The 15,748-nt window shown below is 47.7% G+C and carries 10 protein-coding genes; all 10 read right to left on the bottom strand.

What is annotated here, in order from left to right; all coding sequences use genetic code 11:
* Position 1: 1 nt before the first annotated feature.
* Entirely contained in the window at positions 2-949 is a 948-nt protein-coding gene (locus tag C504_RS0100865) for a D-ribose ABC transporter substrate-binding protein (protein WP_018687402.1), read from the bottom strand.
* A gap of 421 nt (positions 950-1,370) precedes the next feature.
* Positions 1,371-2,810: a GGDEF domain-containing protein gene (locus tag C504_RS18215; RefSeq protein WP_018687401.1), complete on the bottom strand. Its 1,440-nt coding sequence runs from the start codon at positions 2,808-2,810 to the stop codon at positions 1,371-1,373.
* Positions 2,811-3,206: 396 nt separating this feature from the next.
* Positions 3,207-6,275, bottom strand: coding sequence for an efflux RND transporter permease subunit (locus tag C504_RS0100855; RefSeq protein ID WP_018687400.1), 3,069 nt, complete (start codon positions 6,273-6,275; stop codon positions 3,207-3,209).
* A gap of 11 nt (positions 6,276-6,286) precedes the next feature.
* On the bottom strand, positions 6,287-7,330 hold the full coding sequence (locus C504_RS0100850; RefSeq protein ID WP_018687399.1) for an efflux RND transporter periplasmic adaptor subunit: 1,044 nt from the start codon (positions 7,328-7,330) through the stop codon (positions 6,287-6,289).
* Entirely contained in the window at positions 7,327-7,782 is a 456-nt protein-coding gene (locus C504_RS0100845; protein ID WP_156815815.1) for a MarR family winged helix-turn-helix transcriptional regulator, read from the bottom strand. The genes C504_RS0100850 and C504_RS0100845 overlap by 4 nt, the downstream gene beginning before the upstream one ends.
* Before the next feature lie 159 nt (positions 7,783-7,941).
* Entirely contained in the window at positions 7,942-9,654 is a 1,713-nt protein-coding gene (locus C504_RS16960) for a glycoside hydrolase family protein (protein WP_018687397.1), read from the bottom strand.
* Positions 9,655-9,680: 26 nt separating this feature from the next.
* A complete protein-coding gene (locus C504_RS0100835; RefSeq protein WP_018687396.1) occupies positions 9,681-10,862 on the bottom strand; it encodes a beta-barrel domain-containing protein in 1,182 nt (393 codons plus the stop codon).
* Positions 10,859-13,018 (bottom strand): type I secretion system permease/ATPase, encoded by a 2,160-nt coding sequence (locus C504_RS0100830; RefSeq protein ID WP_018687395.1) that lies wholly within the window; start codon positions 13,016-13,018, stop codon positions 10,859-10,861. The genes C504_RS0100835 and C504_RS0100830 overlap by 4 nt, the downstream gene beginning before the upstream one ends.
* Positions 13,015-14,400, bottom strand: a complete 1,386-nt coding sequence (locus C504_RS0100825; RefSeq protein ID WP_018687394.1) for a TolC family protein — start codon at positions 14,398-14,400, stop codon at positions 13,015-13,017. The genes C504_RS0100830 and C504_RS0100825 overlap by 4 nt, the downstream gene beginning before the upstream one ends.
* On the bottom strand, positions 14,400-15,748 hold a 1,349-nt coding region (locus tag C504_RS18865; protein WP_018687393.1), incomplete at its 5' end, for an Ig-like domain-containing protein. The genes C504_RS0100825 and C504_RS18865, both read right to left, overlap by 1 nt.

Here is a 15,748-nt window from a genome sequence, read left to right as displayed (position 1 = left end):
CCTAGTCAGCCAGAGCAAAGGTCTCAAGCTTAGAAGCATTATCGCCGTTGATTAGAACACAATCCATCAACTGCTTTTCTTCCAGCCCAGTCGAGCCTGTTCTGATATATTGATCTGCTTGCTCAACAGCCAACTGCGCCTGACGATATGCAGGCTGCAATACAGTCGCTTTAATGCCGCCTTTCAGAATGCTATCACGAACATCGTTAGAGCCGTCAAATCCGACGACGATAACATCATTACGACCAGCAGCTTCAAGCGCTGCCCAAGCGCCCATTGCCATTGTGTCATTACCGCTGATGACACCTTTGATGTCTGGATTTGCCTGAAGGATCGATTCCATTTTTTCAAAGGCTTCAGTCTGCGACCAGTTCGCTGATTGCTGTGCAACCATTACCATTTCAGGGTATTGATCGATAATATCATGATAACCTGAAGATCGAATACCAGCATTCGTATCGGCTTCTCTACCGAGTAGCTCTACATAATTGCCTTTTTCGCCCATGATTGAAACAAACTCTTCGGCGCCAAGTTGAGCACCTTGATAATTGTTTGAAACAATCTGGCTTACGGCGATACCAGCTTCTTTGATTTCACGGTCAATTAGAAATGACGGAATACCCGCATCCTTCGCCCGCTGCACAGCTGCAACAGTGGCATCAGCACCGGCATTATCCAAAATAATTGCATTTGCGCCACGTGCAATCGCAGTATCAAACAATTCAGACTGCTTGTTTGGATCATCATCGTGCACAAGAGTAATTGTTTCATAGCCCAATTCTTTTGCGCGCGCTTCAGCTCCCACTGCTTCTGCTTTAAAGAATGGGTTGTCATGGCTAGGCGTTATGATGGCAATAAGCCCCTTATCCTGCCCAAAACTAAGTGTTGTACTCGCCAAGGTCACTGCTCCCGCGAGACCTGACATAAATATGCGGCGGTTAATCTTCATTTGTATTCCTCCCTGAACATCAGTCTCACGTTTACCGCGACTGAACACTCATGACCATTTCAGATTTATGATCACATTGTCAACAGGTATGATGAGTATATATGATTGAAAATTGCGAGCATCAGACAGAAACTTCAAAATTCTTTCTGTATCCGGCATTTGCCTGTGGAGAGACTGTGCTTATATGACTTAAAGTTGAATGATCGGGAATTGCTTTGAGGTTACCTGCCGATCTTGTAGCCCCATTCAAAGGATATTTAATAAAGCGCCGGCGGAAAGTTCCATGAAAGCAACACGCTATATAATAGATACAAATATAGCACTCCATAGAGTGCCTATTTCAAGTCGTGTACTGTGCGCAGATTAGCTCAATATAGATCGATGTGATTTCGAAAGAACATCTTTACTGGCGTTTACAGGCTTAAGCGTTCTTGAGCGAGCTATAAAAAACTACATTATCTCGACCACCGTCTTTGGCTTTGTACATTGCTATGTCAGCATTTTTCAAAAGTGTCGTTGTGTCTGTACCATCAGCGGGGAAAGTCGCGCCGCCAATACTGCATGTAACCTGAAACTTTTGACCTTCAATGATAAATGGTTCGGCTATTGAGACACGCAATCTTTCAATGATCGGTGCTATATCGCTGATAGGGTTGTCTTGGTCGATCAGCAAAATAACGAATTCATCTCCCCCAAGACGTGCGACAGTATCGGAGCTGCGAACAGATGCGATCAACCGATCAGCAACAGCTTTTATAAGCGTATCACCTGCATCGTGGCCCAAGCTATCATTCACGATTTTAAAGTTATCTAAATCGATGAACAATACGGTAAGCTCCCCGCCCGACCGTTCTTTTTGTTTTATGCCTTGCTCCAACCGATCGACAAGCAATGTGCGGTTTGGAAGATGCGTTAACGCATCATGCATCGCCATAAAGTGCAATCGCTCTTCGGAGTCCTTACGGTCCGTGATATCGCGGCAAACGCCTACAATACCTATAATTTCCCCGTGTTCATCACGCAGTGGCACTTTTGATGCTGAAAACCATTTTTCGGCACCTGTAAAATCAACAACCATTTCTTCTAAATTGATGAGAGCTTCACCGGAATTTACAATCTCTTGCTCATCAGCATAGAACTTGCCCGCGATCTTTTCTTCATGGAAAGCGAAATCCGTTTTCCCTATAAGGTCGCTTGGTATACGGCCCAAATCAGCAGCAAGGGCACGATTGGTTATGACAAAGCGACTTTCGGTATCTTTTACGAACAAATAATCTGGCACTTGGTCTATCATCGCTCGGAATAATACACGTTCGGCCTCTAGGGCACATTCATTGTGCTTACGCTCTGTAATGTCTTTCGCGATGCCGATTAGCCCAATGACCTTGCCATTGTCATCCTTCAACGGGACTTTTGATATTTGTATCCATTTTGTGTCGCCACTAGCGTCAATGAATTCCTCATCCACATCGCTCATAGGCTCACCACCGGCCATAATTTCTTGCTCGATGTCGTGTATTCGACGTGCTTCGTCATCACCGCGCAAGTCGAAGATCGTTTTACCGTATAATTCTTGCGCGCTTTCAAGCCCATAATAGCGCGCCATAGCCTCGCTACCAACAAGAATACGACCGTTGGTATCTTTAGCAAAAACGAGATCTGATATCTGATTAATAATAGTATATAATAGCTTGGCATTTGAAAGAACAGCGTCGTCAGCACTACTCAATCTTTGCAAATCTTCCTGTGCTCTGGCGTGAGCATTTAAAAGTTCGCTGAAAGGCACATCAGTATTTTCAAACGCGCTGTGCTCATGATGTTCTGACGACTCTTTCAAAGCCTTATTGATCGCCTTAACCATCAATCCACCTCCCAAAAACTACCCCTAGGTAAGAGCAATTGACAAAGCTTACAGGATAAAACTTTCTACAGCATTAATGGGTATTATCGGCAAAATTCTAAATTAAAACCGAATGAAACAAGGTTAATTTAAGCACATTAAAAAGACGACGTTTGTTTAAATTTGGAACACTTAGAAAGTCTTGTTTAAACCAACTAAGTTCAAGTTTTAGACTGCTAGCTTGCCTGCTGCTATGGATCTGTACGAGATTTACAAGCACTTGGTTTATTTAGCACCAAAGATTTTATAGCGAGATGACACTATATTTGTACAGCTAAGGGGGAATATCCATTCCCCCTATGGGCTTTAGGAAGCAACATTAAATTGCTTCGCGTCAATTTCAAAGTCTAGCTTTCATCAAGCTGGCACTGCGTCCTCGTTCATATTCGCCTTGGCTATGCTCTTCGCTTCGGACCGTGCGAAGAACAGATAATAGAAGACCGGCGCTGCAATCAGCGTCAACACGCTGGCAAAAGCAAGTCCGCCCATAATTGTTACCGCCATCGACACAAAGAATGCGTCACTGAGAAGTGGCAACATGCCTAGGATTGTCGTCGCTGCCGCCAGAACAACAGGCCGCAAACGCGAGACACAGGCCGTGACAATTGCTTCACGCAGTTCCACGCCTTCTGCCCTCACAAGATCGATTTCCTCCACCAACACGATACCATTTTTAATCAGCATGCCTGACAATGATAGAAGCCCGAGAAGTGCCGTAAAGGTGAATGGCAAACCAGTGCCCAAGAGACCCAAGGCAACGCCGTTTACTGACATAGGCACCAACAACCAAATGATAACAGGCTGTTTGATGGCGTTAAACAATAGAACCGATATGAGCACCATAATCAAAAGGCTGAGGGGCAATTGCTTGCCAAGACTTTGTTGCGCTTCGGTTGAGCTTTCATATTCGCCGCCCCAATCGAGTGAATAACCGGCAGGCACTTCAATCGCTTCAACCGCTGAACGGATGGTGGCGAACACTTCTGCTGCTGTGCGTTCAGACGGAATATCTGCACCGACCGTGAGCGTTTCCAAACGGTCGCGACGATGCACGAGCGTATTTTGCACTTCATATCCCAAACCATCGATCACTTGTTCAATGGGTAGAAAATGATTGCCAGTTTCAGACCAAACAGGTTGATCTCGCAAATGGCTGGTTGCTTCGCGCGGCAGTCTTACAGTGATTGGGATCAACCTTTCACCTTCGCGGTAAACGCCGCCTTCAATACCTTCGGTTGCAAAGCGAAGTGCACCTGCAACATCGTCGCGGCTAATGCCTGCACTTTGCGCACGATCGGTCGCATAGATTGGGCGCACCACAAGTTCTGGCTCACGCCAGTTCGTACGAGCATCCAAAATATCAGACGACGCGGCTTCCATGACCTCAATCACCTGTTGGCCTAGATCACGTAATACTGCCGGATCTGAGCCAGATACACGCACTCCAATCGGATCTCCGCCGCCTGGACCAAAGACAAGTCTACGTGTGCGGAATTCACCCTGAGGCAAGTTCTCACGGCCAAAACGTTCCAAATCAGCGCTTAAAGCTGGAATTGTACTAATGTCTTGGGTGCGAATGATCATATGCCCATAACTAGGGTTAGGCTTTTCAGCCGAATAGGTCAGCATGAAACGGGTCGCACCTTGGCCCGCATAAGTGGTGTAGGAGACAACCTCATCTCGCTGCGCTAACCACTTTTCAATGACAGCCAAATCGCGTGATGTCTCGTGTACCGTGCTGCCTTGAGGCAATTTATAATGCACAAAGAACAGCGGTGTGTTGGAGTTAGGGAAAAACTGCTGCTTGATCTGACCAAAGCCTGCAAAACAGACAACGGTAATGCCTATCAACGCAACAACCACAAGCCAGCGTGCCTTGATTGCAGCATGCAACGTGGTAGCATAAGCACGAAAGAGTGGACCATCATAAGCCCCCGCGCCGCCTGCCGTGCCGCGCTTGAATAGATAGTGTCCCAAAAGCGGTGTCACTGTGATTGCCAACACCCAGCTCAATAAAAGCGAAATGCCAATGACAGCAAACAGCGAGAACATGAATTCACCTGTTGCATCAGGGCTAAGGCCAATACCGGCAAAGGCCATAATACCAATAACTGTCGCGCCGAGCAGTGGAATTTGTGTTTTTCCTGCCGTCTCATCGGCCGCTTGCTTGGAGGACTGACCACCCAGCATGGCAATTTGCATGCCTTCGGCAACAACAATCGCATTGTCGACCAACATGCCCATGGCAATGATAAGTGCGCCCAGCGATATGCGCTCCATCTCAATGGCAAAAATTGCCATGAAGAATAGCGTACCAACCACAGTTAGCAGCAATGTTGCGCCAACAACAATTGACGCACGCCACCCCATGAACATTGCAAGAACAGCAACCACGATAGCCACAGACATGGCTAGATTTATAAGAAATGCGTTCGATGCTTCCTCAACAACAACATGCTGCTGATAGATTGGCTTTAGCTCAACGCCCGCCGGAATTTCATCAAAAAGAACGTCCAGTCTTGCATCGACACGATGGCCAACTTCGACAATATTTTCGGTCGAAAGGCCAGCCACGCCGAAACTAAAGGCTTCTTGGCCGTTATGGCGCAAAATCATTGAGGGTTGCTCAACGCGGCCACGGTGAACCTGTGCAACATCATAGAGATTAAGAATATCTCCGCCAACGCCGATCGATAGGCCTGAGATTTCAGACACAGTGCCAGAACCATCTGGCGCTTCAATCAGCGTGCGGTGTCCGCCCTCGTCAACAGACCCTGCTGGTGCTACAGAATCGGCCTGCGCAACCGCGCCGACTACAGCCTGTGGCGGCACGTTTTTGGTCGACAAAAGTGCGAGGTCAGGCTCAATAAAAATCGCCTCTTGCGGCAAGCCAGCTAGATCAACGTCCGCGACACCTTCGACGGCCAGCAATTCACGCCGCAACCATGTTGCAAGGCGGTAAATTTCGGCATCAGAATATCCCGGTGCAGTGACAGCATAATAAAGCCCGAAAACATCACCAAAACCATCATTGACACGCGGCTCACCAACGCCAGATGGCAAATCGCGGGCAGCATCGCTCACTTTAGCTCTTAGTTTGGTCCATATGCCAGGTAGTTCCTCACCATCATAAATCGATTTTACCTCGACTTCGATAATAGAATTGCTCGGCTGGTTGATTGATTTGATGGTTTTGACTTCACCCATCTTCTGAATCGCAGATTCAAGCGGCTCAGAAACTTCTCGCGCCACCTGCTCGGCTGAAGCGCCTGGGTAACTCGTTGAAATTACTGCTTGTTTAATGGTAAAGGCCGGATCTTCAAGACGACCCAGAGAAGAAAACCCCCAAAGCCCTCCAAACAAACAGCCAAGGATAACGAGCCATGTCAGGATCGGTTTTTCTATTGATGCGCGCGCGATGTTCATACTCGTATTCCTTAATTCGGAAAGCCGGAGAAACGACGAACCGCTTGTCCGTCATCCAGCATGCTCGCACCAGCAGCAACGATTTCTTCGCCTTCTGATAATCCGTCTGTGACAAGAAATTTTCCGTCATCAGCAACTTCAATCTTTACGGCACGCGCAACAACGCGCGCACCAGCATCCGTTTCTTCAAAGACCATAACTGAAACGGAACCATCTGGTGCAGACACAAAGGCAGACGTTGGCACAGCAAGGCCAGTTCCCTTACTTTTCTCTCGAGCAGAGACCGTGACCGATGAGCCTGGCATTACTTTCGGCGTGTTTTCAGCATCGAAAGAGAGCGTGATTTTGAAGCTTTGACCAACAGCGGTTGCATCTGTTGCAAATTCGCGAAGTTTAAGCGGATATGTTGTTGAGTTGCCTGGAAAACTTGCATGAATTTCCAAGTCTTTATCATTGCCGCTACGCTGGAACAAAATTTCAGGTACTTCCACCTCTACACGCAACTCTGACATATCATGCAGCCGCACAACCGGCGTTCCAGCAGCAACGGTGGTATAATTCGCGACCAAGCGTTCGGCGACCAAAGCATCAAAAGGTGCATTTAACGTCGCTTTCGACAATGCTCGCTCTGCATCTTTTAGCGCGACAGCCGCGAGGCCCGCAGCGGTGGTCGCATCATCCTGTGTGGCTTGGCTCACCGTTGAACGGCTAAGTCGTTTCAATCTATCAAGGTCGCGCTTTGCTTGAACATCGCGAAGGCGCGCTTGTTCTAGCGCCAATTCCAATGGCTCTGGATCAAGCTTTGCGACAAGTTCTCCAGCGGGAATAGTTTGCCCTTCAAGAACGGAAAATTCGACCAATTGACCTGCCGTTTGAAAAGCAAGATCAACAGTTTGAAGCGCAACGACCTGCCCGTAAAATTCACGTGTGCGGCCTTGCTCAGGCTGCGAAACGCTGATGAGTTTAACAGGCCGTGCTGAGGGTTCTTGTGCCTGCGCGGACACAGGCAGCGTCGTAATAGCAAGGAGTAATGCAAAGGTTGATAAAATTTTCAAAAGGGTAATCCTTTAGGTCGGCCTTCGGCCATGATGTGGTTGCGGACACGGAGCAGTAACTCTCCAAAAATTTTAAGATCTTCTTCAGGCAAACCCGTTGCTTCTCGAACCGCTGTCTCGACCCGATCAAGCAATTCAGCCCGTGTCTTGTGACCGAGCTTCGTCAACTCTAATAACCACGCACGACGGTCATCTGGATCGCGGTGACGTTCTATAAAGCCACGCTTTTCAAGATCGTCAGCTAATGCCGTTAAAGTTGAAGGAAGGACCTGAAGATTTTTTGCCATGTCGCCAATACGCAGTGGCTTGGAAAGCTTCACCAGAAACATACGCTCTAGTTTAGACAGTTCAGGACAGCCGCCATCTAAACGTTCATGCAGTGACCAATAAAGGGTTGCGACGCTGAGAATCATTTCACCGCGCGTTATGTCTGAATCGTTATTGTCCGGCATGGCCAAATTCATTTTCACTATGAGTTGAGCCGCCTATATAATTCATAAAATGAAACATTCAACCCATGAAATAAGATGAAATCATTTTGTGATGTGCAGAGCCTGTATGATGTGTCTGCGGATAGATTAAAGTGCGGGGTTCCCTCCCCCGCATTTTGCTTATGCCTGCAATTCAACAGCCTTATTATGCGTATTAATGAGTTCAACGAAGGCGTCCCGCTCATCAAGATAAGCTCTATAGGCAATCAGTCCTGACAGATAATGTTCTACATCATCAATCCGCACTCTGAACCCATGATGGCGGATGAAAAAGCTTCCTGTAATGCGTGCAGGATTGCGAAAATGCATCGCAACTTCTGGAAAAAACACGCCATTTGCTAAATATTGCGCACGTTTTTCCATCGCATCGACGAAGCCATGAAGATCAAGCCTATCTAATGTTTGGCTCAAAGAAGGATCGCTCAGCGCCTGACGAATTAACAATCGTGTCGCGCAACATAGCTCAAGCAGTGTCGGGAATGTCGTTATGCGTTCTGCAATGAAACCGAGATAGTCCTTCACATTTTGCACACCGAAACGAAAATAAGCAGGGTCAGGATCATAACGAGCCAATTCGCTCGTACAATATGCAAGCCAGTGATCGTTATATTGCCAATAATCGTTTGCTATATATGTCTTAATAGCCACACGCACGGCATCTAACCATTTTACGTCGCCTGTCGCTTGATGAAGACGCATCAGCGCAAACGCAGCCTCGCCATCATAATAGACCGTTCTGCGTTGCTCTTTCAGCTTAAGGGTACTGGCATGGAGCACATGGTTAAAGCCGCCATCATCACGGGCCATCGACAAGATGCCTTCGCCAAGCTGTGTGGCAAGCGGCAGGTACTGCGTTTGACCTGTCGCTTCGACATATTTACAAATTGCCAGAATCGTAACGGCATTGCCGCCCAGCTTAATCTCATCGCCGAGATCAATAAGATAAGCGGGTCCATCCGAACCTTGCGGCCTGACAATATTTTCTGTTTCAATATAGTTTAGCGATCGTTCGACCGCATCGCGCAAGCTATCCGTTTTTAAAAAGCTATAGGCTTCACACAGCGCATAAGTGCTGCTGGAATGACGGAGCGTATTATAATGGTTGATGGCACGATCAAAGCAAGGAAACCAGCCGTAATTAAACCGCCCTTTTTCATCAACCTCACCGGCAAGATAATCTGCCCCATTACGGATCAAATTTTCGATCTGGTCAACATCATTCATGTCAAAGGCGCGTCGCCCCGTATTTAAACCGCTTGGCAAAAGCTGGTGCAGGCTTTGCTTTTCTCTATCGTAAAATAAGCCTTCACTATCAAACAGATAAATCATTTCCGCAGGAGCTGGAGATTGGAAGGTTTGACCAAATCGGCGTTTCCAGAAAATTTGAAAATTGTTCAAATTCACAGCGCAATGATTCACTTTTCCGCCATTATACAGCAAGCCGCTGGCATTGATTTCAGCCTCTGTAACGGCGTGCTGAAACATGGGATCAAAGGCGAGCCCCTTGCGGCTGTAATTTCGCTTAACGGCACTCAGCGCTGAGGTATAATCAGTATACTTCATCTGCTTAACGGAGGTTACCCAATCCAGACGCAGATATCTTTCGGTGAACTTTTTTTGCAACGGTTCACTGTTCAGTTTTTCAGTAAGCGCGTCGAGATTATCGGCGCTCACGGTGCTGACGCGAGCGCGTTGTTTGCCATCGGTTGAAGAAACAAAAACCACGTATTTTGGATAAGGTGAAGGAAGAGGTGAAACCTTATCCTTGAGGCTATCTATGATCTGTTCGAGCGAACTATTATCTATACGCGTAGCGCCACCATCAGGTTGCATATTTGTTCATTCCTTCGCTCAATATGTCATCGTTCACGCAAAGCTTCTGATGCGCGGTTAAAAGGTTTCACCAAATATTGGAGTACTGTTTTTGATCCCGTATGAATATCAACAGCCGTTACCATTCCCGGCGTTATAGGATAGATTTGGCCTGCCTTGTTCTTTAGCTCAAAATTCTCGCTTCTCACAAAAACACGGTAATATAGTCGTTCTGGATCAATTTCATCTCTTATCGAGTCAGGAGAAATTGACAGAACTTCGCCTTCTAAAGTGCCATAGACTGAATAATCATATGCCGTAACTTTGACTGTTGCTGGCAGCCCCGGGCGAATGAATGCAATATCGCTCGGCTGAACGCGGGCCTCTACCAGCAACTCATCATCAAGCGGCACTATTGTCATCAATTGGCCATTTGGCGGGACAACGCCGCCGACTGTTGAAACGGTTATATCTTTCACGATACCGCGCACTGGCGATCTCAATGTCACGCGGGTGAGCTGATCTTGTCGTCCGCGCAATTCTGCAACAAGTGCACCGGCTTCGGATTTAACGGTGCTCAACTCTTCACGCGCGCGCACATAATAGTCATGTTTAATATCATCTTCGCGTATATTCAGATCGACAATTTCACGGTTGAGCCGCAACAGCTCAATACGTGACGATGCGCCGATCTTTCGCAGGCGAGTCATTGTTGCAAGCTCCTCCTGCATAAGTTTGCGAGACTCCTCAATAAGACGAAGCGAGGTTTGAAGGCTCGTAAGGCGCGCCTCATAAAGCGCTTTCTCGGTTTGCACCAAATCAGGGTAGGCCCGTAAACTAGGTTCGAACGCTAAAGGCTTATTGTCAACTTCAGCATTCAGGCGAGCAATACGCGCTTGGTGCGCCTGCAGGTTCACTGTAATTTCTTCAACGGCCGCTTCCAGCCGCGTTGGATCAAGTCTTACAAGGACCTCGCCTGCTTCGACAACTTCATCGGCACGCACATTAAGTTCGCGCACAAGCCCGCCTTCAAGCGACTGTATTACCTGCTCATTACGAATAGGAATAACGATCCCATCTGCGGTGGTGACTTCATCAAGTGTTGCAAAATATGCCCACGCAATACCAACTACGAAGACAATAGCAATAAGCCGAATAATCCAGTGATGTTGCCTAACATCGAGGCTTTCTTCAAAATCGGCAACATTGTGAGAAGCATGACCAATCATTTGTCTTCTCCGCGCATCTTGGCAAGAATATCTTCCCGTGGGCCATCGAGTATGATGCGCCCCTTGTCCATCACGATCAAGCGATCAACCAGCTGCAAGATGCGGTGTCTGTGCGTGGCAACGATAAGCGTGCTGCCTGCTGTTAGCTTTCCAAGCTCATCAATGAAGCCTTTTTCAGTCTTATCATCCATCGCCGATGTTGGTTCATCCAGCAGCATGACTGACGAGCGACGAAGCATAAATCTGGCTAAAAGGATCGACTGTTTTTGTCCTCCAGAAAGACCAATTCCGCCTTCCAAAATCTGATGATCCCAGCCGCGCTCGAAACAACTCAAGAACGCCTCACCGCCGGCCATTTCCAAAGCAGACAGCATGTCGTTTTCCGATGCTTCAGGACATCCCAATGAGAGGTTCTCGCGCAAAGAGCCGTAAAACAGGCGTGCATTTTGCGACAGGTAAGAAATGTCACGTCGCAAGTCAGCCGGATCAATAACTTTAACAGACAAAGAATCGATACGAAGTTGGCCCGATGCAGGGAAAAGTTGACCGGACAGCGCCTGCAACAATGTCGACTTTCCTGCACCATTTCTACCAACCAGCCCTATTCTCTCACCGGGCGCAATGCATAGTTTTTTCACAATCAAAGCTGTTGCCAAATCAGACCGATATTTGAATACAGTGTCTTGGAACTCGTAGTTTCCCCGAACGCGCGCACAAGTAACGCGGCTCTCTTCATCCGGGTGATCAACAGGCATTTTCATGATTTTATCCAGCCCTTGAGCGCCGCTACGGGCCTGCTGCAAGCGGGAAAGAACGGCTGATACTTGGGCCATTGGCGCGATCATTCGTGCGCCAAGGATTGAAGCGCCGACGAGTGTACCAGTGGTGATTTCGCCAACCATTACCATCGGCGCACCGATAGCAACCGTGACGGCATAAACGCTCTGCTGAACGATCTGTGTCCATGATGTAAGTGCACTAACAATTCGTCGCTCAGATGTTTGAGCGATAGATGTTGCCTGCGATGTCTGCTGCCAAATACCTTCAAAACGGTCTTCGGCTTGCATGCTTTTTATATCTTCGATACCTTGAATGGTCTCGACAAGGATTGCATTGCGTAATGCGGCTTCACGTTGAGTATTCTGCGCTGATTTTCGAAGCTTCGGCTGTAGCAACACCCCAGGCAATATAATAGCTAGTAATGCGCAGATTGGGATCAAAACCAATGGCCCTGCGATCCACCAAAAAATCGCTGTAAACAATAAAAAGAACGGCAAATCCATAAGGACACCAACCGAAGTTGATGTCATGGCTTCGCGCATCGTGTCGATGTCGCGTATCTGAGCGATAAAGCTGCCTGTTGATTTTGGACGGTGATCGTTTCTTACCCGCAGTGCATGGCCAAAAACAGTCTCAGACAAACGCAATCCTGCATTACGGCCCAAAACATCCAGCAATATTGTGCGTGATTGTTTTAGGAAAAACTCGAAGAATAGAGCGAGAACAACACCGCTAAAAAGAACGGCCAATGTTGGGTAGGACTGAGCAGGAATGACACGGTCGTAAACCTGCATTGAGAAAATAATCCCGCTTAGCGCAAGCATATTGATCATAACTGACGCTGCCATGACCGACCCATATGGTGCCAGCTTTGGAAACAATGTTTTGCGCAGCCAATTCTCTTTGACGGGCGCAATATATGCATCAATGCGTGCATCTGGCAGGCTACGGCGCGGTCGCACTAGAAATGTGCGACAATCTTTATCAATTAATTCTGCTATGGGCTTTTCATTGCGATAGGCTTGCCCTCCCTCAAACCGTCTGAACGCGGCAATGCTATTGTTTGTGATCGCGTCAATGACAACAATGCCACTATCTTTAGTCGCGACAAGAATTGGAGAGTGCAGATTGTCGAATTTTGTCGCATCCAGTTGGAGTGGATGAAGAACCAGCCCAAGCCGGTCAGCGATATCATTTACCCCCAGCCGTGTCCCTTGATTGTCATCCCATTCCAACGCAATGCGGATTGTTTCTTCTGAAAAACTTAAACCAAAATTGCGTGCTATCGACAACAAAGCAGGCAGTGACGAGCGGCTATCCGCACTCGGTATATGTCGCGATCTGTTTTTGGCAGCTTTAGCAGATGATAACTTCATTGTTTAAGCGCCAAACCATGAAGAAAAGAGTTCTCCACTCCAAGAAAGCGACGTGTGCGTCCCTCTGCAGCCAAACAGTTTATTTTTTCAATTGCGAGTTCTTTTCTCGTCAATTCAATATCAAGAAGGTTTTGGTGATACTCTTCCTCAGCATCCAAAACGTCATCAATCGTCTTCGTTCCGAGCTCTAAAAATTGATTTAGGTAAAGCTTACGTGTTTCATCAAGCAAAGCAGATTGAGACAGCAACGCCTTGGTGATGACTTTTTGTGTTTTAACAGCATCCAACGCCCTTGCCTGATCGCGCTGGGCCTCTGAGCGTGCACCGCGCAATGAAGCTTCTGCAGCGGAAACGCTTCTTGAAGCTGCTTTAATGCGAGATTTAACCGCGCCACCTCTAAACAAAGCTCCTTCAAGACGCAGTGTCATCCCAGAATTATTGTTGGATGCATTGCTAAGATCGTAGCTTGTGGATGCCTCAAGAGACAATGTAGGCATTCTCTCGGTTTCAGCATTTTTAGCATCGAGCTTTGCCACTCGCAATTCCATTGCGGCGCGTTGTACAGACGTCAATGTATCGAATTTTATTGGGTCTTCCCCACAGGTTAGGCTAGCTATATCAAGACCTGACTCTGATGAGCCAATATCAACACCTGTTTCGGATTCAATGTCACGGCTGCTGCTCGAAAGCGCCAGTTTTGCACGTATCAGCAATGTTTCAGCTGTTTGTACCCTGCGCTTTGCTTCGATCAGATCGTTACCGTCCATTACACCTTCTGCTGAACGCCTTTTGACAAGATTGCCAAGCTCGACCATGCGTGCCAGCCGGTCATTCCCCAGTTTCAATTGCTTGCTCTGGCTTTCAAACTCCGCCAGCAGGCGAAGCATCTCCGTTAGATCAGAATCCACAGCATCAAGAAAGCTAAGATGAGCCAATTGCGCCTGATGTACGTCGCGCGAAACGCCCCGATCTGTGCGACCAAAATCGTAGAGCATCTGCGATCCCTTCAACGTGAGTTGCGGGCTTGCGCTACCAGATCCAATAAGGTTCGAAGCCACACCAACGGAAACCTGCGGGAAATATTGCGCTTTTGCTTCTTCTACATTCGCAAACCGCACCCTCACCTGTTCTGCAGCTTCTACAATTGCAGCCTGACTGTTCAATGTGGAAACCACAATGGGGGTTAAATTAGGCTCTTTGGCTACATCTCTGACGCGCAGCGGAGCTGATGCGTTCTGGGTTCCCAATTCGGGTGAGATTGTCATCAACTCACTTGTCGTTGCATTTACGCAAGACGCGAGAGCTAATGACATAACGACCAAAACACTGGAGGTTAAACAGCCACCCTTTGATGGTTTATCGCGTGATCCTTTATCCATCATTAGATCACGCTCGATCCGAGGATGCCGTCTTCAAGCTCATCCAATGTGTGAACGATATCGATTAATGTGACTAAAGCTTCAAGATTGCTTTCTCCATCTGGATCGACAGAAATAATTGTATTTCCGTCCACCTCTTCAACAGAAACGTATAGATCTAACGTCTCTGATGTCGCATCAGGAATAAGGTTCGAAAGATCGACGGCATCACCTTCGGCAAGATTGAAGTTCTCAATGGTATCACCTAGTCCATCAAGGAAATCATAGCTGACAACATCCGCACCTTCGCCGAACACATATTCTTCGGCCGTTGGCGGTGCGCTGCTGGCGCTGGAACCTTCTGCATCTCCATTTAAGTCGAAATCAAGTGAGATATCGAGATTTGCAGTCGATGTCGCTCCGCTAGGCGCTTCGATTGTATATTCGAAGCTATCAACAGCACCATATGGACCGGTAAAGTTGGGATCTGCCTCATAGGAGTAACTACCATCAGGATTTATGGTGAGTGTTCCATGATCTCCGACAATCTGAGAACCAGTGGTAACGCTCGCACCATCGACCATGGAGACAACCGTGCCTACAGGAACAGTATCAGCACCACCGTCGCCATTTCCCAATATAACATTTCCGGAGACTGAACCGCTTACTTCAGATGGTGCTCTGTAATCCGTTAGTGTGTTGGTGTTTGTTTCGACAGTAATTGTGGTTCCTACGCTGATATCTAGCAGGCCACCATTATTGCCGACGACAACATAATAAGTTGCTCCACCAGATAACTCATATGTTGGAGTAATATCGGCTTCCCAACCAGCACCACTTCCCAATAAACCTCCCGGATCGTATTCAAGCCAGTTATCAACGCTATAGGCCAATGTAGCTTCTGTGCTGCCTTCTTCTAATTTATAAACAAAAAGATCGAGGTCCTTGTCGGCACCAACAGAAAGACTAAGTCCCTCTTCCCCACGACCATCAAAACTAACTTCTTGGGATGTATTGGTTGCGACATTAAACGTGAATACTGCGTTTGTTGAAAGCACTGATAACTGCACAGCACCAACTGCACTTATATCCAGTAAGCCCCCTGCATTTTCCGATAGCGGAATCTGTGCAGTTACGGTTGGCGTTACTTCAAGTTCAAGCGACACCTGATCGTCGAAGCCCTCAATATCGGCATCAGCATCAGCATCAGCATCAGCATCCGCATCAGCATCTGCATCCGCATCGGCATCGGCATCGGCATCGGCATCAGCATCTGAATCGGCATCCGCGTCCGCGTCGGAATCGGCATCGGCATCGGCGTCTGCATCGGCATCGGCATCCGCGTCCGCATCGGCATCGGCGTCAGCATCGG

Source organism: Ahrensia kielensis DSM 5890 (genome assembly GCF_000374465.1).
GTDB classification, from domain to species: Bacteria; Pseudomonadota; Alphaproteobacteria; order Rhizobiales; family Rhizobiaceae; genus Ahrensia; species Ahrensia kielensis.
This window is presented reverse-complemented; position numbering and strand designations above follow the sequence as displayed.